This is a genomic window from Mesorhizobium sp. B2-7-3 (assembly GCF_006440715.1).
Classification (GTDB): domain Bacteria; phylum Pseudomonadota; class Alphaproteobacteria; order Rhizobiales; family Rhizobiaceae; genus Mesorhizobium; species Mesorhizobium australicum.
Map to the genome: position 1 here is coordinate 407,391 of NZ_VFTY01000001.1, position 17,515 is coordinate 424,905.

19 protein-coding genes are annotated in these 17,515 nt (G+C 65.4%); 8 read left to right on the forward strand and 11 right to left on the reverse strand.

The features are described 5' to 3' along the window. Position 1 precedes the first annotated feature (1 nt). Positions 2 to 1,732 (forward strand): SulP family inorganic anion transporter, encoded by a 1,731-nt coding sequence (locus FJW04_RS02035; protein ID WP_140712049.1) that lies wholly within the window; start codon positions 2 to 4, stop codon positions 1,730 to 1,732. Here FJW04_RS02035 and FJW04_RS02040 read toward each other — a convergent pair. Next, positions 1,722 to 2,339: a DNA-3-methyladenine glycosylase gene (locus FJW04_RS02040; protein ID WP_140712480.1), complete on the reverse strand. Its 618-nt coding sequence runs from the start codon at positions 2,337 to 2,339 to the stop codon at positions 1,722 to 1,724. The two genes, FJW04_RS02035 and FJW04_RS02040, sit on opposite strands and share 11 nt — an antisense overlap. A 117-nt stretch (positions 2,340 to 2,456) precedes the next feature. Beyond that, on the reverse strand, positions 2,457 to 3,317 hold the full coding sequence (locus FJW04_RS02045; protein ID WP_140712051.1) for an SMP-30/gluconolactonase/LRE family protein: 861 nt from the start codon (positions 3,315 to 3,317) through the stop codon (positions 2,457 to 2,459). A 114-nt stretch (positions 3,318 to 3,431) separates the two neighbouring features. Here FJW04_RS02045 and FJW04_RS02050 point away from each other — a divergent pair, with 114 nt between their 5' ends. After that, positions 3,432 to 4,235, forward strand: coding sequence for a helix-turn-helix transcriptional regulator (locus FJW04_RS02050; protein ID WP_140712053.1), 804 nt, complete (start codon positions 3,432 to 3,434; stop codon positions 4,233 to 4,235). A gap of 22 nt (positions 4,236 to 4,257) precedes the next feature. Here FJW04_RS02050 and FJW04_RS02055 read toward each other — a convergent pair whose 3' ends face one another. Both FJW04_RS02055 and FJW04_RS02060 read right to left on the reverse strand, forming a co-directional pair. Beyond that, entirely contained in the window at positions 4,258 to 5,202 is a 945-nt protein-coding gene (locus tag FJW04_RS02055) for a CHAD domain-containing protein (RefSeq protein WP_140712055.1), read from the reverse strand. Next, positions 5,199 to 5,672 (reverse strand): CYTH domain-containing protein, encoded by a 474-nt coding sequence (locus FJW04_RS02060; protein ID WP_140712057.1) that lies wholly within the window; start codon positions 5,670 to 5,672, stop codon positions 5,199 to 5,201. The genes FJW04_RS02055 and FJW04_RS02060 overlap by 4 nt, the downstream gene beginning before the upstream one ends. A 91-nt stretch (positions 5,673 to 5,763) precedes the next feature. Here FJW04_RS02060 and FJW04_RS02065 point away from each other — a divergent pair, with 91 nt between their 5' ends. Genes FJW04_RS02065 through FJW04_RS02080 form a run of 4 tightly spaced genes read left to right on the forward strand, consistent with a single transcriptional unit; the run spans position 5,764 to position 9,483 of the window. Beyond that, positions 5,764 to 6,483: a CerR family C-terminal domain-containing protein gene (locus FJW04_RS02065; RefSeq protein WP_140712059.1), complete on the forward strand. Its 720-nt coding sequence runs from the start codon at positions 5,764 to 5,766 to the stop codon at positions 6,481 to 6,483. Beyond that, positions 6,480 to 7,433, forward strand: coding sequence for an HlyD family efflux transporter periplasmic adaptor subunit (locus FJW04_RS02070; protein WP_140712061.1), 954 nt, complete (start codon positions 6,480 to 6,482; stop codon positions 7,431 to 7,433). Before FJW04_RS02065 ends, FJW04_RS02070 begins: the two co-directional genes overlap by 4 nt. Continuing rightward, positions 7,430 to 8,350, forward strand: coding sequence for an ABC transporter ATP-binding protein (locus FJW04_RS02075; protein WP_140618109.1), 921 nt, complete (start codon positions 7,430 to 7,432; stop codon positions 8,348 to 8,350). Before FJW04_RS02070 ends, FJW04_RS02075 begins: the two co-directional genes overlap by 4 nt. Beyond that, positions 8,347 to 9,483: an ABC transporter permease gene (locus FJW04_RS02080; protein ID WP_140712063.1), complete on the forward strand. Its 1,137-nt coding sequence runs from the start codon at positions 8,347 to 8,349 to the stop codon at positions 9,481 to 9,483. The genes FJW04_RS02075 and FJW04_RS02080 overlap by 4 nt, the downstream gene beginning before the upstream one ends. 21 nt (positions 9,484 to 9,504) lie before the next feature. Here FJW04_RS02080 and FJW04_RS02085 read toward each other — a convergent pair whose 3' ends face one another. Beyond that, positions 9,505 to 10,479: a threonine/serine dehydratase gene (locus FJW04_RS02085; protein WP_140712065.1), complete on the reverse strand. Its 975-nt coding sequence runs from the start codon at positions 10,477 to 10,479 to the stop codon at positions 9,505 to 9,507. 149 nt (positions 10,480 to 10,628) lie between these two features. Next, positions 10,629 to 10,952, reverse strand: a complete 324-nt coding sequence (locus tag FJW04_RS02090) for a hypothetical protein (protein WP_140712067.1) — start codon at positions 10,950 to 10,952, stop codon at positions 10,629 to 10,631. Between the two features lie 169 nt (positions 10,953 to 11,121). Between FJW04_RS02090 and mbfA the strand changes: the two genes are divergently transcribed. After that, entirely contained in the window at positions 11,122 to 12,105 is a 984-nt protein-coding gene (mbfA, locus tag FJW04_RS02095; protein ID WP_140618116.1) for an iron exporter MbfA, read from the forward strand. Positions 12,106 to 12,281: 176 nt separating this feature from the next. On the opposite strand, the gene FJW04_RS02100 is transcribed toward mbfA, so the two are convergent. The 3 genes from FJW04_RS02100 to FJW04_RS02115 all read right to left on the reverse strand — a co-directional run bounded on the left by FJW04_RS02100 (position 12,282) and on the right by FJW04_RS02115 (position 13,257). Continuing rightward, the gene (locus FJW04_RS02100) at positions 12,282 to 12,626 is read right to left on the reverse strand and encodes an antibiotic biosynthesis monooxygenase (protein WP_140712069.1); all 345 of its coding nucleotides are present in this window, start codon (positions 12,624 to 12,626) and stop codon (positions 12,282 to 12,284) included. Further along, the gene (locus FJW04_RS02105) at positions 12,623 to 12,955 is read right to left on the reverse strand and encodes an NIPSNAP family protein (protein ID WP_140712071.1); all 333 of its coding nucleotides are present in this window, start codon (positions 12,953 to 12,955) and stop codon (positions 12,623 to 12,625) included. Before FJW04_RS02105 ends, FJW04_RS02100 begins: the two co-directional genes overlap by 4 nt. A gap of 86 nt (positions 12,956 to 13,041) precedes the next feature. Continuing rightward, positions 13,042 to 13,257, reverse strand: a complete 216-nt coding sequence (locus FJW04_RS02115) for a DUF1127 domain-containing protein (protein WP_140712073.1) — start codon at positions 13,255 to 13,257, stop codon at positions 13,042 to 13,044. Positions 13,258 to 13,325: 68 nt separating this feature from the next. Between FJW04_RS02115 and FJW04_RS02120 the strand changes: the two genes are divergently transcribed. Then, on the forward strand, positions 13,326 to 14,000 hold the full coding sequence (locus FJW04_RS02120; protein WP_140712075.1) for a winged helix-turn-helix domain-containing protein: 675 nt from the start codon (positions 13,326 to 13,328) through the stop codon (positions 13,998 to 14,000). 25 nt (positions 14,001 to 14,025) lie between these two features. On the opposite strand, the gene ligD is transcribed toward FJW04_RS02120, so the two are convergent. After that, positions 14,026 to 16,581, reverse strand: a complete 2,556-nt coding sequence (gene ligD, locus FJW04_RS02125) for a DNA ligase D (protein WP_140712077.1) — start codon at positions 16,579 to 16,581, stop codon at positions 14,026 to 14,028. A 9-nt stretch (positions 16,582 to 16,590) separates the two neighbouring features. After that, the gene (locus tag FJW04_RS02130) at positions 16,591 to 17,460 is read right to left on the reverse strand and encodes a Ku protein (protein ID WP_140712079.1); all 870 of its coding nucleotides are present in this window, start codon (positions 17,458 to 17,460) and stop codon (positions 16,591 to 16,593) included. Between the last annotated feature and the right edge of the window lie 55 nt (positions 17,461 to 17,515).

A 17,515-nucleotide genomic window follows, 5' to 3' on the forward strand; every position in this document is an offset into this window, starting at 1 on the left:
CATGGATCAATCGCGTCAGGCAGTGCATCAGGCGGTGAAGCCGACATTCTCCGAGCTGTTCACGCCGAAGCTGGTGACGGTCTGGCGGGAGGGCTACCGGCTGCCGCATTTCAAGGCGGATGTCATCGCCGGGCTGACTGTCGCCATCGTCGCGCTGCCGCTGTCGATGGCGATCGCGATCGCTTCGGGCGTGACGCCGGAGCGTGGCCTCTACACTTCCATCGTCGGCGGCTTCATCATCTCGGCCTTGGGCGGCAGCCGCTTCCAGATCGGCGGCCCGGCCGGCGCCTTCATCGTGCTGGTGGCGGCGACGGTGGCGCGCGTCGGCCTCGACGGCCTGCTGCTGGCAACGATGATGGCCGGTGTGTTCCTCATTGCCATCGGCTATCTCCGGCTCGGCACCTACATCAAGTTCATTCCCTATCCGGTCACCGTCGGCTTCACCGCCGGCATTGCCGTCATCATCTTCTCCGGCCAGATCGTTGAACTGTTCGGGCTGACCTTGCCGGGCCGGGAGCCCGGACCGTTCGTGCCCAAGCTGATCGCGCTTGGTGAAGCAGCCGGCACGATCAACCTCGCGGCGACCGGCGTGGCGGCGCTGACCATCGCGACCATCGTCTTGCTGAAGCGCTGGCGGCCGAAATGGCCGGCCATGTTGATCGCCATCGGGCTCGCCTCGCTGGTCGTGGCGCTGTTGGCGTTGCCGGCCGAGACGATCGGCACGCGCTATGGCGGCATTCCGCGCAGCCTGCAATGGCCTGGCATGCCACCCGTCAGCTTCGGCAGGATGCTCGACGTCTTGCCGGACGCCATCGCCTTCGCGCTGCTCGGCGCCATCGAATCGCTGCTGTCGGCCGTCGTCGCCGACGGCATGACGGGCCGGCGGCACCGCTCGAATTGCGAGTTGGTGGCGCAGGGCTTCGCCAATGTCGCGTCCGCTTTGTTCGGCGGCATCTGCGCCACCGGCACCATCGCCCGCACCGCCACCAATGTGCGGGCCGGCGCGCACGGCCCGGTTTCGGGCATGGTCCATTCGGGAATCCTGCTGGTGCTGATGCTGGTGGCGGCGCCGCTTGCCAGCTACATCCCGCTCGCGGCCCTTGCCGGCGTCCTGGCGGTGGTCTGCTGGAACATGGTCGAGAAACAAGCCTTCGCCACGCTGCTCAAGGCATCGCGCGGCGATGCGCTGGTGCTGATGGCGACCTTCCTCATCGTCGTCTTCCGCGACCTCACCGAGGGCATCATCGTCGGCTTCGCGCTCGGCTCGATCCTGTTCATCGACCGCATGGCCAAGTCCGTCGCGGTCGAGGCGGACCTTGCGCAGGACGATGTCGCCGACAGCGTCGGCGGCGCCCGCGCCTATGATTCCGCGGAGGCAAGCGACGCCGACACCGTCGTCTACCGCATCTCGGGCGCCTTCTTCTTCGGTGCCGCGTCCACTGTCGGCAGCGTGCTCGACCGCATCGCCGACCAGCGCCGCAACTTCGTGCTCGACTGTTCGGCCGTGCCGCTTTTCGATTCGACGGCGGCCAATGTCATCGAAAGCGCGGCCCACAAGGCGGGGCGCGCCGGCGTGCGCTTCATCATTTCGGGCGCCTCGCCGCAGATCCGGCGTATGCTGATCAATCACGGCGTCAAGCCGCCGCTGGTGACCTATGCCGCGTCGATCCGCGACGCGCGGGACCAATTGGCGGGGAGACAAGAGGCGAAGCAGCCGTCTCTCAACGATTGAGCGATGCCGGGCCGCTGACGAACGGACTTTCCCTGACGTAGAACCGCAGCAGGCGGTCGGCGTCCTTCGAAATGCCGATCCTGATGCCCTGTCCGATCGCGCCGGGCTCACATTCATCGTGGGCGAGCCACAGCGGGCCTTTCCGGCACAGGGCGATCCCGTCGAGCGAACGATCGATCCGCAACGCCGCCGCCAGCCTCCCGGGCCCGCGCGCCAGGTCGCGCAGGCGCTCGACGCCTCGGTTCAGCCGCATGATCGCGACGCCTTCCAGCGGTTCCAGCGCCCGGATCAGCACGCCGGTTCCGACCCCTTTCGTCTCGCTCGAGACATTCAGCATGAAGGAGGTGCCATAGGCGAGGTAGACATAGGCGTGCCCGGCTTCGAGAAACAGCGACCGGTTGCGCTGCGTCATCCCTCGAAAGCCGTGCCCGGCCGCGTCACCGACGACATAGGCTTCCGTCTCGACGATCCGTCCGCTGACCCTGCCTTCGGGCAAGTCGCGCACCACCAGCTTGCCTAGGAGAAACCGGGCGAGGGCGGCCGTATCGTCCGGCAGCTCCTCTCGCGCGAGCGGACGATGCTTGTCGCTGTGGCTCACGGGATCCATCGGGCCGCTCTGATCTCCCGGTCGTCCATGGCACACCTCCTTGACCATTGCCGTGGAGGGACCGTCCTACCACGCTCCATCCACGGCTGTCAGCGAAGGTCGTGCGGACGCCAGCGCTCATTCGATCTTGAGCGCCGCGACCTCGCCTTCGTTCATCAGCGGCACGTAGAGGATCGACTTGCCGTCGGTGCCGATATCGGCGCTGCCCGGCTTGAAATGCGCCACCGCTTCCGGCCCGCCGCCGGTCCGGTATCGGTAGAGCGTGCCGGTCATGTAGGCCGTCGCATAGATGGTGCCGCCAATGGCGATGACGCCGTCGAGGTCGGCGAAGTTTTGGGCGCCCGCCAGCGGCGTCACCGCCTTGCTGGCGATGTCGACCGCCAGGAGCCCGCCCGGCTCGGCCGTGCTGAAGTCGGCCTTGATGCCCTTGCCCCAGGAGGCCACGATCAGCCTGTCGCCATCGGCGAAGACGCCGTTGGGCGAGGCGAGCAGCGGATCCTTGACGAACAGCTCCGGCCTGTCGCCGTCGATGCGGTAGATCGTGTCGGCCAGCATGTCGGTGACGTAGACCTTGCCGGACCGATCCGACGTCATGTCGTTCAGGAAAACGGCATTCGGGACCACGATGCTGGCGATGAGCTTGCCGCTGGCGAGGTCGATGACACGGATTTTGGTGATGTCGGCGACATAGAGCTTGCCGCCCGATATGGCCATGCCCTTGGGCGCGTCCATGCCGTCGGTCCAGTGCTGGCTCACGATCTTGCCATCCATTGACAGCAGGCTGAGGTAGCCGTTGCCGTCGACGTCGCCCGGATTGCCCACGATGTTGGAAACGATGATGCGGCCGTTGGTGGCGTCGTACAGCGCCGATTCAGGCTGTTCGAGGCCCGTTGCGCGCCAGAGTTCGTCGGCCTGGGCGGCCTGGGCGGCGGCAATGCCGATGGCGGCGATGACGGCGGAAGTGACGACAATGTTCATGGCTGCTCTCCTGTGAATGTCGGCGAACAGCTAGGATTTTCGATACTTCTCGGGAAGCCGGATTGAAGCTAGTATCGAACATCGATACGAAACTGCCGGCAAGAGGCGCATCCCATGAACGGCCCAATCTTCGAGGCGCTGAAACGGACACTGAAGGCCAAGGGTGTCACCTATCGTGAGCTCGGCAAACGGATGGGCGTTTCCGAGCCGACGGTGAAGCGCATCTTCCATGAGAAGAACTGCAAGCTCGACCGGCTGGTGGAGATCTGCGCCGCCGCCGGCGTCGAACTGGAAAACGTGCTCGGCTCGATGAACCGCGGGCCGGGGCCGGTCAACCACATCGCGCCCGAGATCGAGCGCCGGCTCGCCGGCCGGCCGGCGCTGCTGTTCGTCTTCGTCATGCTGTCGGAAAAATTCACGCCTGAAGGCATCATGCGCTCGCAAGGCCTGAGTGAGGCCTCGATGTTCCTCTATCTGCGCGACCTCGAGCAACTCGGCCTGATCGCGCTTGGCCGTGGCCTGTCGGCGAAACTGCTGGTCGAAACCCCGATCCAGTGGAATTTCGAGGGACCGCTCAGGCCGCTGTTCGAAATGACCAACAAGAATTTCATCGGCTGGGCCATCACCCATATCGAGAAGGAGGCGACCTTCGTCAGCTTCTCCAGGCGAATGCGTCCGGAGACGGCGGAGATGGTGCGGCGCGAGGCCGAGGAACTGGCCGACCGGGCGAGACTGCTGGCCCATCACGACCAGCACACCACGCCCGAGGACGGGTTGATCGGCTACAAATGGACCTTTGCCTTTGGCGCCACGCCATTCGAGGCGATCATGCCGATCGGGCCGCATCCACGCGACGCCGGGGCGCGGATGGAGGACCAGCCTTCCCTGGCAAAAGGCCGGCGGCCGCTACCCGCTTAGACCGGCCGAGGTCCGCCGCCCATCAGCCGGCACTGGCGGCAAGATCATCAGCGGACGAGGCGCCGGCGAGATCGTCGCGTGCCTTGCGGGCGAGCTTTTTCGTCGCGTGCCTGGGGCTGTCGCCGAACAGTTCGGCGGCCTCGGCGAGACAGGCTTTCCTGAGGCTCTTTTCCGAGCGCTTGAGCAACTTGCCGAGAAGTTTTGTGTCCTCGGGCGGCCCCAGCGGCTCGCTATCCGCCTCGAGCAACGCGCGCATGACGAACACATCATGCAGTTCACCGAGCCGCTCGCCCAGTTCATCCACGGCCTTGCGCCTCGCCTTGATCGGGGTCGGCCACAGCCTGCCCAGCAGCGACAGGTGCATGCCATGCGTCTTGGCCGCCTTGCGCAGGTCATGGAAATCGTCGGCCTCACCGCGCGTGCCGGCCTTGTCGAGCGCCTTCCTGGCGCGGCGCAAGGCGACGCGGGCGCCTTCGGCAAGCACGTCGGCGGCCTGTTCCGGCTGATCGGGCAAAGCAAGGGTTTCAATGCGCTTCAAGCCGTCTTCGCAGGCGGCGGTGGCCGCCCCGATCGCCGCCTTCAGGCCGGCGCCTTCGTGCAGATCATGCTGGCGTGCGATCAACCTGTCGCGCACGGCATCAAGCCCGCCATCGACGCTTTCCCTGGCGAAGCCCGCCGCCAGCCGATCGATGGTTTCGATCAGGGCCGTGGCTTCACGCGGACCGGCAAGCAGCCCCGCGACATTGCGATAGCACTGGTTTTCCGTGGTGCAGAATGTTTCGTCACCGGAACGAACCAGGCGCAACAAGGCACGCGCGCTTTTCAGCCGCTTGCGGCACTTGTGCAGCCCCTGTTCCGGCCGGGTGTGCGCGGTCTCCAGATGCAGCAGGGCCTTGCCGATCTCCTCGGCAAGGATACGCCTGACCTCGCCGGTCAGCGGCAGGCGCGGATCGATACGAAAGCTCATGCGGCGATCTCCGGTATCCCCCCGAGGGCGAGCGACGCGTTGTAGAATTTCTGCTCGCCGGTCACTTCCCGGCCGAGCCAGTCAGGCAGCATTTCGTCCGGAATCTCTTCCGGCGTCTCGAGCTCGGCCACCACAAGTCCCGCCAGTGCACCGCCAAAGACATCGACTTCATAGAGATAGCCGCGATGCCTAACATGGTGACGTGTCTTCTCGATGACACGTCCGATGGCGAAGTCCAGCATCTCCACCGCCTCCGCCAGCGGGATCGGGTATTCGAATTCGTCGCGCTCGCGCGCGCTGCTGCCGAATTTGAGCGTCAGCCTGGCGGAGGCGCCATCACTGATGCGGATGCGGACGGTTCGCCCGGGTGCCGTGGCGAGATAGAACTGGAGAATGCGGATATCCGCTTCCGCCAGATCCCGCCATGCGGTGCTGGAGACCAGGAACTTACGCTCGACTTCCTTGCCCATGGCCGCGCACTAAAGCGGTTGCCGCGCGCGATGGCAAGACAGCGCCGCACACAAGTTGACCTTAATCAATCGATTGATTAAGGTCCTTGGCATGATCAAATTGCCAGATGCCAAGAGATCCCGCCGCGAGACCTCCCCGGCAGAGCCGACGCGCGCCGCGCTTGTCCAGGCGGCGTTGAAACTGTTCGGGCGGCAGGGCTTCGACGGCACCTCGACGCGCGAAATTGCCGCCGAGGCGGGGGCCAATATCGGCTCGATCGCCTATCATTTCGGCGGCAAGGAAGGTCTTCGCGCCGCTGCCGCCGACTTCATCGTCGAGACCATCCAGGGCGTCGCAGGGCAGGCACTGGGCGCCGGCGAGGGGCTCGGCCACGGACAGGCGGCGGCAAGCGATCCTGAGGCGGCGCGCGCGCAGCTCTTCACGGCACTCGAGCGGATGGTCGGCTTCATCGTGGCACAGCCGCAGGCCGGAGAGATCGTGCAATTCGTGCTGCGCGAGCTGTCGCATCCGACGGCGGCGCTCGACCGCATCTATGACGGCGTCTTCGAGCCGACCCACCGTCGGCTGTGCCAGATCTGGGAGCAGGCCACCGGCGAGCCGGCCGAGAGCGAACGCACCCGGCTCACCGTGTTCACGTTGATCGGCCAGGTCATCTATTTCCGCATCGGCCGCGAGGCTGTCATGCGCCGCATGGGCTGGCGCGACATCGGCGCCGCCGAGGCTGCCAAGGTGGTGGCGGTCACCACGGACAATCTCGGCGCCATACTGGCCGCCCGGAAGGGACCAGGGATGAAGGGATCAAAACAATGAGCTTTCTGTGTTCGCTGCCGCTCGCCGCGCAATTGTTCGGTGCCTGCGCGCCGGCGGCACCGCTCGCCGTCGGTTATGTCGAGGGCGATTATGTGCTCCTGGCGCCGATCGAGGTGGCGCAGGTCGAGACGGTGGCGGTGAAGCGCGGCGACCGCGTCACGCCGGGAGCCACCGTGGTGACACTCGAAAATGCCGACGCCAAGATCGCGGTGGCGCAAGCGCAGGCGGCGCTGGCCCAGGCGCAGGCGCAGTATGCCGATCTCCAGGTTGGCAAGCGGCCGGAAGAGATCGCCGTGCTGAAGGCCGAGGTCGACATGACCAAGGCACAGGCCGCCGACGCCAAGCGAAAATTCGACCGCGCCAGCGACCTGTTCAAACGCGGCGCCGGCACGCAGGCTGATTTCGACACGGCTTCCGCGACGCTGGAGACGGCCAATGCGCAGGTCGGCCAGGCGGAGGCCAACCTGGCGGTCGGCGGCCTGCCGGCGCGTGCCGAAACGATCAAGGCCGCCGACAATCAGGTCAGACAGGCGCAGGCGGCACTGGATCAGGCGCAATGGCGGCTCTCCAAACGCGTGTTGGCGGCGCCTTCGCCAGGCCGCGTCAACGACGTCATCCGCAATCCCGGCGACACGGCGGGCCCGACCGCGCCGGTCATCTCGGTGCTTCCCGACGGCGCGGTGAAGCTCAGCGTCTATATTCCGGAAAGCGCCTTCTCCTCGGTCAAGGTCGGCAGCCTGCTCAGCGTCCATTGCGACGGCTGTGGCCCGGAGGTGAAGGCGCGCGTCAGCTATGTCTCGCCCGATCCCGAATTCACCCCGCCGGTGATCTACTCCCTGGAAAACCGGCAGAAGCTGGTCTACCTCGTCGAGGCGCGGCCGGAGGGCGATGCGGGGCCGCTGCAGCCCGGCCAGATCGTCGATGTCGATCTCGCGGACATGGGAAAATGAACGCCATCGACGTTCACGGCCTGGTCAAACGCTTCGGCGACAAGACCGTCGTCGACCATGTGACGATGTCGGTAGCCGAGGGCGAGATCGTCGGCTTCCTCGGCCCCAACGGCTCGGGCAAGACCACCACCATCCGCATCATGTGCGGCCTGCTGACGCCGGACGAGGGTGAAGGCACGGTGCTGGGCTTCAACATCCGCACCGACAGCCTCAGGATCAAGCGCGAAGTCGGCTACATGACGCAGAAATTCTCCTTCTACGAGGATCTGACGATCGGCGAGAACCTCGAATTCGTGGCGCGGCTCTACCGGCTGCGGCCGGTCGAGGACTATGTCTCGCGCACGCTGGAGGAGCTCGGCCTGACGACGCGCCGCAACCAGCTGGCCGGCACCTTGTCCGGCGGCTGGAAGCAGCGGCTGGCGCTGGCCGCCTGCATCATGCACAAGCCGAAACTGCTGCTGCTGGACGAGCCGACGGCCGGCGTCGATCCGAAGGCGCGGCGCGAGTTCTGGGACGAGATCCATCGCCTGGCGAGCGGCGGGCTGACCGTGCTGGTCTCCACTCATTACATGGACGAGGCCGAGCGCTGCCACCGCATCAGCTACATCTCCTATGGCAGGATGCTGGCCACCGGCACCGTCGCCGAGGTGGTGAAGAATGCAGGCCTGACCACCTTCGTGCTGCAGGGTCCAAAGCTCGACGAGGTGGCGCAAGCGCTGCAAGGCCGCCCCGGCGTCGACCAGGTGGCGCCGTTCGGCGCGACGCTGCACGTCGTCGGTTCCGACCGCGAGAAGCTCGAGGCCGCGCTTGCCGACGTCGAGAGAGAGCACAAGGGCGTAACGGTGACGCCGGGCGAAACCAGCCTGGAGGATGTCTTCATCCAGTTCATGTCGGGATCGAAGGACAACATGGCATGAACAGCGTCTTTTCCTTAGCCAGGCTCGGCGCCCTGCTGATCAAGGAGTTCATCCAGATGCGGCGCGACCGCATCACCTTCGCCATGATGCTGGGCGTGCCGCTGATCCAGCTCGTGCTGTTCGGCTACGCCATCAACAACGACCCGAAAAGCCTGCCGGCGGCCCTGGTGGCGACCAGCAGCGATCCTTATACCCGCGCCATGGTCGCGGCGCTGCAGACCACCGGTTACTACCGCTTCGACCATGTCGCGCAAAGCGCCGAGGAGGCCGAGTTCCTGATGGCGCGCGGCGACGTCGCCTTCGTCGTCACCATCCCGGCCGATTTCGCCCGCCGCGTCGAGCGCGGCGACAAGCCGCAAATCCTGATCGAGGCCGACGCCACCGATCCGGCGGTCGCCAGCGGCGCCATCTCGACGCTCGGCACCATCGCCGGCCAGGCGCTGCTGAGAGCGCAGGGCATGCAGGAAGCCGCAGCGGAAGCCGCCAGGGGGCAGCTCGATGTCGTCGTCCACCGCCGCTACAACCCCGAAGGCATCTCGCAATACAACATCGTGCCCGGCCTGCTCGGCGTCATCCTGCAGATGACCATGGTGATGATGACCTCGATCGCGCTGACGCGCGAGACCGAGCGCGGCACGATGGAAAATCTCCTGGCGATGCCGTCGAGCCCGCTGGAGATCATGATGGGCAAGGTGCTGCCCTACCTGGCGGTCGGCGCGGTGCAGGTGGTGGTGGTGCTGGCGGCGTCGAAGCTTCTGTTCGCCATCCCGTTCACCGGCTCGATGACGCTGCTTCTGTCGGCGGTGCTGGTGTTCGTGCTGTCGCTGGTGCTGCTCGGCTACACGATCTCGACGATCGCACGCACGCAGATGCAGGCGCTTCAGCTCACCTTCTTCTTCTTCCTGCCCTCGATCATGCTGTCGGGCTTCATGTTCCCCTATCGCGGCATGCCGGACTGGGCGCAGACCTTCGGCGAGATCTTCCCGCTGACGCATTTCCTGCGCATCACCCGCGCGGTGATGCTGAAGGGCGCGGAACTGCCGGCGGTGGCGACCGAGATCGGTTGGCTGGCGGTTTTCGTGGCGCTGTTCGCCGGCGTGGCGCTGGTGCGGTTCAGGCGCACGCTGGACTGACGAGAGCTGACCTGTGCCGCCCTACGCCGCCATGATCCCGGCATAGGTGCCGAAATCGACATTGCCGCCGGACAGCACCACGGCAACGCATTTGCCGGACAGCTCGATCTCACCCGATGACAGCGCCGCCAGCGCGACGCAGCCTCCGGGCTCGACCACCAGCTTCAGATAGGCCATGGCGTCGCGCATCGCCTGCCTGACGGCATCCTCGGAGACGGCGACGGCGCCGGCGAGGTTGCGGCGGTTGATCTCGAAGGTGATCGCGCCCGGCTCGGCGGTGAGGATGGCGTCGCAGATCGAACTGTGGCCAGGCTCGTTCGAAACCCTGGCGCCCGCGGCCAGCGAGCGGCGCGTGTCGTCGAAATGCTCGGGTTCGACAGCCCAGATCGCGGTGCCGGGCGAGGTATCCTTCACGGCGACCGAGATGCCGCTGGTCAGGCCGCCGCCACCACAGGGGATGACGACCGCGTCGAGGCCGACACCCAGAGCCCGCGCCTGCTTGACCAGCTCCAGTCCGATCGTGCCCTGGCCGGCAATGATGGCCGGATCGTCGAAAGGCGGCACCAACGCCATGCCCTTGTCGAGATAGGGGCGCACCACCGTCATGCGGTCGTCCTTGAATCGGTCGAAGGGCACCACCTCGGCGCCCATCCTGCGGACATTGGCGATCTTCATGTCAGGTGCATCCGCCGGCATGGCGATGACCGCCTTGACGCCGAACATGGCGGCGGAAGCCGCCACGCCTTGCGCGTGATTGCCCGAAGAGAAAGCGACGACGCCACGCGAGCGCTCCGCCTCGCTCAGCGTCGACAGCTTGTTGTAGGCACCGCGGAACTTGAACGAGCCGGTGCGCTGCAGCGTCTCCGGCTTGAACAGGATGCGGCCGCCGAAGCGCCTGTTCAGTTCCTGCGATTCGATCAAGGGGGTCTCGACGATCAGGCCCGAGAGGCGCGCTGCGGCGGCATGGATGTCGGCGATGCCGGGAGGGGTGGTCATGGCGGGTCCTGTGGCGATGCGATCCGGCCATGGTGCACGCAAAGGCGCGCGCGATGCCAACGAAAAGATGTGACCGGGACAAAGTTCGCGATTGTGATCAAGACACAAACACATCCTGCGTTGCGGCCGTCACGCCCGCATATCGAAATTCACCCCAGCAATGTCCGCTGCCGCTTGCTGCCGCCCAGCTTGCGCCAATTGTTGAACCGATGCGTGGCGGCGGCAAACGAGATCTTCATCTGCTGGGCGACCGAATAGCGCGACTTGCCCTCGTCGAACATGCGGTAGCAGCACTCGACGCCTTCCTCGGTCAGCTTGCCGTCGGGTGCCTTGTTGTGCGGGTTGGCGGGGTCGAATTTCTCGATCTGCTGCTCGACCAGCCCCTTCAGGCGCTGCAGGTCGGCCTCGATGCTGGCGATGAGATCGAGGACCGGTTTCGGGTCGTAGGGGTGCGGAGGCTTCTTGGCCGTCATCAGCTCGTTCCTTTTTTGGCTTGGCCCGATATATAGGTAAACATTCGCTGATAATGAAGAGGGATGCCCGGTGCCGGCTCAACTATTCTTGACCGCGGCCAAGCGCACGATTGACCAAGGACGTTGCAAACCATAGTTTAGAACAATTCTAAACTAGGGTGATTTCCTCATGCTTTCCCGTGTTTTCGGCTTCGGCCGCCGCTCCTTCGAATCGCTCTCCGAACAGGAGATCCTGGCGCTGGCCATTTCATCGGAGGAGGATGACGGGCGTATCTACCGGGCCTATGCGGACGGATTGTCCGAGACCTTTCCGCAATCGGCCAAACTCTTCGAGGCCATGGCCGAGGAGGAAGACGGCCATCGCGACTCGCTGATCGAACTCTTCCGCAAGCGTTTCGGCGAGCGCATTCCGCTGATCCGCCGTGAACATGTGAGGGGCTATTTCGAGCGCAAGCCCGACTGGCTGGTGCGGCCGCTCGGCATCGAGGCCGTGCGCCGCCAAGCCGAGGCGATGGAGCGGCAGGCTTATCTGTTCTATGTCGAGGCGGCCAAGCGCACCACCGACGCCTCGACCCGCAAGCTGCTCGACGATCTGGCCGCGGCCGAACAGGGCCATGAAAGCTCGGCGCATGCGCTGGAGCAGAAACACGTGCCGGGCGAAGTCAAGGTCGAGGAGGCGACCGCCGAGCAGCGCCAGTTCATCCTCACCTATGTGCAGCCGGGCCTAGCCGGGCTGATGGACGGGTCGGTGTCGACGCTGGCGCCGATCTTCGCCGCCGCCTTTGCCACCCATGACACCTGGCAGACGCTTCTGGTCGGTCTCGCCGCCTCGATCGGCGCCGGGATCTCGATGGGCTTCACCGAGGTCGCTTCCGACGACGGCAAGCTGTCGGGCAGGGGTTCGCCGATCAAGCGCGGCCTGACCGTCGGCGTCATGACGACGCTGGGCGGCCTCGGCCACGCTCTGCCCTATCTCATCCCGCATTTCTGGACCGCGACGGCGGTAGCCGCCGTGGTGGTGTTCTTCGAATTGTGGGCCATCGCCTTCGTCCAGAACCGCTACATGCAGACCCCGTTCCTGCGCGCCGCCTTCCAGGTGGTGCTGGGCGGCGCCCTGGTGTTCGCGGCGGGCGTGCTGATCGGGAATGCGTAAACAAAGTGGCGAGGTCAGCGCTGCCCCTCATCGCCCTGCCGGGCACTTCTCCCCGTATAGTGACGGGGAGAAGGAGGCTGGCTGCAGCGCTGGCTCCTTTCTTCCAACGCTGGCGATTGGCGAAACCGGGGATGGCAGGCAGGTGAGGGGCGGCGCCAACGTCAGCCCAATAGCTCTCACCCATTCACGGCCCGGCTGTCCGCTGGCGCCTCGTCCCTCTCGGCCAGTCCGTAGTCGCGCACCACGTGCGCGATCCGCAATCGATAGCCGGCAAAGATACCGCCGCGCCCGGCCCGCTGCGCCTGCCGGTGCTCTTCGGTGTTGCGCCAGGCCTTCACCGCCTCCTCGTCGCGCCAGAACGACAGCGACAGCACCCGGTCCGGGTCGGCCAGGCTCTGGAAGCGCTCGACGGAGATGAAGCCGTCAATGCCGTCGAGCAGCGGACGCAGGTCGGCGGCTATGCTCAGATAGGCCTCGCGCCGGCCCTGCGCAGGCTGCACCTCGAAGATGACGGCGATCATAGCTTGACCAGCGGCGCATGCGGGCCGGAAGCCAGTTTCAGGAACATGCGGTCCTCCTTGAGGATGAAGCGTTCGCGCTTGGCGAATTCATAGTTTGCCTTGCCGGCGGGGTCCGCGGCAAGCCGGGCGCGGTAGGCTTCGTAGGCGGCGAGGCTTTCGATGTTGTAGGCGGCATAGGCCGTCGTGGCCGAGCCCTCATGCGGCGCGAAATAGCCGATCAGATCGGCGCCGCAGCGCGGAATGGCCTGACCCCAGTTGCGGGCATACTCCTCGAAGGCGGCCTTGCCGAACGGGTCGATCTCATAGCGGATGAAGCAGGTGATGGTCATGGTCGGCTCCTTGGTGTTTAGCGGCGACAGTTCGGGCGGCGTCGAAACGTCGTGCCACCCGATCTGCTAGGCAGATGAGTTGGCGATCACACCTGCCAGAAGGATTTCGCGCATTCGCGGCGCACGTCCTCCCGTGTCAGGCCGAGGTCGCGCAGCAGGTGGTCGTCGATCTCCGAGAGGTCGCGGCGCTGCGAATGGCGGTCATACCAGCGGGCCAGCAACCGTGAGCGGACCCAGGTGACGAACGGGAACGATTGGCGGCGGGGCACCGGTTCGGGGGTGAAAGCGATTCGTGCGGCCATCCTCGTCTCCTTGATCCCGTCGGAGAATAATGGTTATCTGACAAGAATGCTTCGATGAGGATCAAACCATGCGTGAAGGACCCGACATTGCCCGCATCGCCAGCCTGGTCGGCGATCCGGCCCGCGCCAACATGCTGAATGCCCTGATGGGCGGCACGGCATTGACCGCGAGCGAACTGGCGCTGGAGGCCGGCGTGTCGCTGCCGACCGCCTCCTCGCATCTGTCCAAGCTGATGGAGGGCGGACTGCTGACCTTGGCCAGCCAGGGCCGGCATCGCTATTACGGTCTGGCCGGCCCGCAAGTGGCCGGCATGATCGAGGCCATCACCGGCGTGGCGGAAGCCGTTGGCCCCAGGCGCGTGCGGCCAGGCCCGCGCGACGGCGCGATGCGCGTCGCGCGCGTCTGCTACGATCACCTTGCCGGCGAGCAGGCCGTTGCGATGCTGGACCGCCTCGTCGAGAAAAACATACTGGTCCGCAACGACAAGGAGATCAGGCTCGGGCCATCCGCCGCATCGCATTTCGCGGCGATCGGCATCGATGTCTACACCAAGCCTCGGCGGCCGGTGTGCCGCGCCTGCCTCGACTGGAGCGTGCGGCGCTCGCACCTCGCCGGGACGCTGGGCGCCGCCATCCTCGACAAGATCCTTGCCGAGAAATGGGCGCGCCGCGAGAAGGACAGCCGCGCGGTGATTTTCTCGCCGCCGGGCAAGCAGGCGTTCGAGAGGGTGTTTTTGGGGTGAGAGTCCCGCAGCATTGAAAGTCGAGCTAGCCGCGCTTCAGCACCTTCCCCTTCTTGAAGAAATCCACCCACGGATCGGCTTCCGAGAGCCGTTTCAGCGTCGTCTTGTCGCCGATCGGGAAGGCGTTCGGCGGCAGGCCGGCCTCGATCTCGGCCCATGTCACCGGCATCGACACCGTCGCGCCCTTCTTGGCGCGCGAGGAGTAGGGCGCGACGGTGGTCGCGCCGCTGCCGTTGCGCAGGTAGTCGACGAAGATCTTCCCCGTGCGCGCCTTCTTCGACAGCGTCGCGGTGTAGCGATCCGGCGCGCCTTGCTCCAGCGCCCTGGCGAAATCATGGGCGAAGCCTTTGACCTCGGCCCAATCCGCCGACGGCTTCAGCGGAACGACGACGTGAAAGCCCTTGCCGCCCGATGTCTTGACGAAGTTGGGCAGCGACAGCTCGTCGAGCTTGCCCCTGATGTCGAGCGCCGCCTCGCGCACCGCCTTCACATCGACGCCCTCGTCGGGGTCGAGGTCGAAGACGACCTGGTCGGGCTGTTCAAGCTTGTCGATGGTGCAGCCCCAGATATGGATCTCGACCACGCCGAGCTGGACCAGCGCCGCGATGCCGTCGAAATCGCGGATGAACAGGATTTCCTCGCCATCCGTGGGGTCCTTGGTCTTTTCGATCTTCGCATGCATGCCGGGCGAGGCATGCTTCTGGAAGAAACGCTGGCCGCCAACGCCATCGGGCGCCCTGACAAGGCTGAGCGGGCGGTCGACCACGAATTGCTTCATGCGCGGCCATACCAGCGCGTAATGATCGAGCAGCGCCTGCTTCGAGATCTTTTCGTCGGGCCACAGAAGCTTGTCCGGGTGGGAGAGCTTCACGGTCGTTTTCGCCGCCGTTGCTGCCGTATTGGCGCTGCCTGCCGCCGGCTTGGCCTTGGCGGGGCTTTTGCCTGTCGCTGTTTTGGTTCCCGTTGCCCCTGTTCCCGTTGCCCCTGTTCCCGTTGCATTGGGCTTTTCCTGCACGACTTCCTCCGCCGGCTTGTCCTCGCGCAGCCCCTGGAACGAAGCATGGCGTATTATACGGTCCGACGTCCAGCTGCGAAACTCCACTTCGCCGACCAGTTCCGGCTTGACCCAGACCAGGCCCTTGCCCTTCGGCACGGCCGCATCGAAGGGCGAGGCGTCCGCCTTCAGCGCATCGAGCTTCTTCTTCAAGTCGTTGGCGCTCTTGGTGGAGAAGCCGGTGCCGACACGGCCGGCATAGTGCAGGCTGCCGCCTTCGAAATAGCCTACCAGCAGCGAGCGCAGGCCGCGTCCGGTCTTGTCCGACGGCAGATAGCCGCCAATGACGAATTCCTGCCGTGCCGTGCATTTCGATTTGACCCATGCCGGACCGCGCCCACTGCGATAGGGCGCATCGGCGCGTTTTGAGACGACGCCTTCCAGCCCCATGCGGCAGGCATGTTCCAGCATGATCTTGCCGGGTTCGGCAAAATGGTCGGAAAAACGCACCGCCGCGGTGTCGGACGGCTCGCCGAGCAGCGCCTGCAGGGCCTGCTTGCGCTCGACAAGCGGCTCGCGGCGCAAATCCTTGCCGTCGAGCCGCATCAGGTCGAAGACGTAATAGATGAAGCGGTTCGTCCGCTTCGCCGACAGATCCTGCTGCAGCAGCGCGAAGGACGACACGCCGCTGTCGGCCAGCACGACGATCTCGCCGTCGAGGATGGCGTCGCTGCATTTCAGCCCGGCGAGTTCGGCCGCGATCTCGCCGCCGAATTTTTCCGTCCAGTCCAGCCCGGTGCGGGTCAGGAGCCGAACGTCGGTGCCGGCGATCTGCGCCTGCATGCGGTAGCCGTCGAACTTCACCTCATGCAGCCAGTCCTGGCCCGACGGTGCGTCGCGCTCCAGCGTGGCGAGTTGTGGCTCGATGAAATCGAGCTTCTTGCCGCCGGTCTTGGCCTTGCCGGCGGCCGGCTTGTTCGAATGCCAGACCTTCGGCTTCTCGCCCTTGGCCGCCTTGCCTTCGCCGACCTCCTCGATCGTCAGGCCTGATTTCACCGATTTCGGCTCGTCTTGCAGAATATCCTCGCCGGGGCGTGCGGCGGCATCGTCCGACTTGATCAGCAGCCAGTTGTCGCGTTTTTCGCCGGGCCGCGGCCGCAGCCGCACCAGATGCCACTTGCCACGCAGCTTGTGGCCCTCGAGCTCGAAGTTGATGTGCCCCTTCGCCATCATCTTGGCCGGATCGCCCTCGGGCATCCAGGTGCCCTCGTCCCAGACGAGGACCGAGCCGCCGCCATACTCGCCCTTGGGGATGGTGCCTTCGAAGCCGGCATAGTCGATGGGATGGTCCTCGACATGCACGGCCAGCCGCTTTTCGTGCGGATCGAGGCTCGGACCGCGCGTCACCGCCCAGCTCCACAGCACGCCGTCATGCTCGAGGCGAAAATCGTAATGCAGCCTCGTGGCGGCATGCTTCTGGACGACGAAGATGCCGCCGGCCTTCTTGCCGCGCGCAACCTTGCCGGCCGGCTCGGCGGTCTTCTTGAAGTCACGCTTCGAATGATACTGTTCGAGGCTGCTGGCCATCTCGTATCCTCAGGCCGATTTGCGCTTCGGCGCAACGCTTTTCGCCTTGGCACGTTTGGCCGCCGGCTTGGCTTTCGCCGGGGACGACTTGGTTGGCGCCGAATCTGACGACAAGCTCTTCTTCAGCGCGTCGAACAGGTTGACGAAATTGGAGGGTTTGGGCGCCTCCTTGGCCTTGGGCGCCTTGTGCCCCGCCCTCTTGGCGCGGATCAGCTCGAGCAGGGCTTCCTCATATTTGTCGTCGAATTTCGAGGGATCGAACTTGGTCTTCTTCTTGTCGATGATGAGCTCGGCCAGATCGGTCATCTCCTGGTCGGTCTTCACCGCCTCGATGTCGCCGAAGACGGTCTCCGGCTGGCGCACCGTGTTGTCGTAGCGCAGCGTGGTCAGCACCATGCCCTTGCCGAGCGGCTCGATGACCACCGGACGCTCGCGTCGATAAAGGACGATGCGCGCCAGCCCGGCCATCTTCTTGCCCGCCATCGCGTCGCGGATGACGGCGAACGCCTCCTCCGAAACCTTGTCGGCCGGCGCGACATAGTAGGGGGTGTCGAGATAGATCTGCCGGATCGAGGATTTGTCGACGAAGCCGTCGAGGCTCATCGTGTGCGAGGTTTCGATCTGCACCGCCTCGATCTCGTCCTCCTCTATATGGACGAAGTCGCCCTTTTCGATCTCGTATCCCTTGATCTCGTCGCCGTCCTCGACCGGTTTGCCGGTCTCGGCGTCGACATAGATCCGCTTCACCGTATTGCCGGTCTTGCGGTTCAGGATGTGGAACGAGACCTTGTCGGCATGGGTGACCACGTTGGTCAGTTCGATGGCGCAGGTGACCAGCGAGAGTTTCAGATAGCCTTTCCAGGCCGGGCGCGGCGCCATGATGATTTCCCCGTGAGAAAGATCAGCTGGAACGGGCGACCACCCCGCTCGGTTC

What these genes read in the sequence shown, in the direction of transcription:
- FJW04_RS02035 (WP_140712049.1), top strand. Translation starts at nt 2, where the DNA reads ATGGATCAATCGCGTCAGGCAGTGCATCAGGCGGTGAAGCCGACATTC.
- FJW04_RS02040 (WP_140712480.1), bottom strand. Translation starts at nt 2,339, where the DNA reads ATGGATCCCGTGAGCCACAGCGACAAGCATCGTCCGCTCGCGCGAGAG.
- FJW04_RS02045 (WP_140712051.1), bottom strand. Translation starts at nt 3,317, where the DNA reads ATGAACATTGTCGTCACTTCCGCCGTCATCGCCGCCATCGGCATTGCC.
- FJW04_RS02050 (WP_140712053.1), top strand. Translation starts at nt 3,432, where the DNA reads ATGAACGGCCCAATCTTCGAGGCGCTGAAACGGACACTGAAGGCCAAG.
- FJW04_RS02055 (WP_140712055.1), bottom strand. Translation starts at nt 5,202, where the DNA reads ATGAGCTTTCGTATCGATCCGCGCCTGCCGCTGACCGGCGAGGTCAGG.
- FJW04_RS02060 (WP_140712057.1), bottom strand. Translation starts at nt 5,672, where the DNA reads ATGGGCAAGGAAGTCGAGCGTAAGTTCCTGGTCTCCAGCACCGCATGG.
- FJW04_RS02065 (WP_140712059.1), top strand. Translation starts at nt 5,764, where the DNA reads ATGATCAAATTGCCAGATGCCAAGAGATCCCGCCGCGAGACCTCCCCG.
- FJW04_RS02070 (WP_140712061.1), top strand. Translation starts at nt 6,480, where the DNA reads ATGAGCTTTCTGTGTTCGCTGCCGCTCGCCGCGCAATTGTTCGGTGCC.
- FJW04_RS02075 (WP_140618109.1), top strand. Translation starts at nt 7,430, where the DNA reads ATGAACGCCATCGACGTTCACGGCCTGGTCAAACGCTTCGGCGACAAG.
- FJW04_RS02080 (WP_140712063.1), top strand. Translation starts at nt 8,347, where the DNA reads ATGAACAGCGTCTTTTCCTTAGCCAGGCTCGGCGCCCTGCTGATCAAG.
- FJW04_RS02085 (WP_140712065.1), bottom strand. Translation starts at nt 10,479, where the DNA reads ATGACCACCCCTCCCGGCATCGCCGACATCCATGCCGCCGCAGCGCGC.
- FJW04_RS02090 (WP_140712067.1), bottom strand. Translation starts at nt 10,952, where the DNA reads ATGACGGCCAAGAAGCCTCCGCACCCCTACGACCCGAAACCGGTCCTC.
- mbfA (WP_140618116.1), top strand. Translation starts at nt 11,122, where the DNA reads ATGCTTTCCCGTGTTTTCGGCTTCGGCCGCCGCTCCTTCGAATCGCTC.
- FJW04_RS02100 (WP_140712069.1), bottom strand. Translation starts at nt 12,626, where the DNA reads ATGATCGCCGTCATCTTCGAGGTGCAGCCTGCGCAGGGCCGGCGCGAG.
- FJW04_RS02105 (WP_140712071.1), bottom strand. Translation starts at nt 12,955, where the DNA reads ATGACCATCACCTGCTTCATCCGCTATGAGATCGACCCGTTCGGCAAG.
- FJW04_RS02115 (WP_140712073.1), bottom strand. Translation starts at nt 13,257, where the DNA reads ATGGCCGCACGAATCGCTTTCACCCCCGAACCGGTGCCCCGCCGCCAA.
- FJW04_RS02120 (WP_140712075.1), top strand. Translation starts at nt 13,326, where the DNA reads ATGCGTGAAGGACCCGACATTGCCCGCATCGCCAGCCTGGTCGGCGAT.
- ligD (WP_140712077.1), bottom strand. Translation starts at nt 16,581, where the DNA reads ATGGCCAGCAGCCTCGAACAGTATCATTCGAAGCGTGACTTCAAGAAG.
- FJW04_RS02130 (WP_140712079.1), bottom strand. Translation starts at nt 17,460, where the DNA reads ATGGCGCCGCGCCCGGCCTGGAAAGGCTATCTGAAACTCTCGCTGGTC.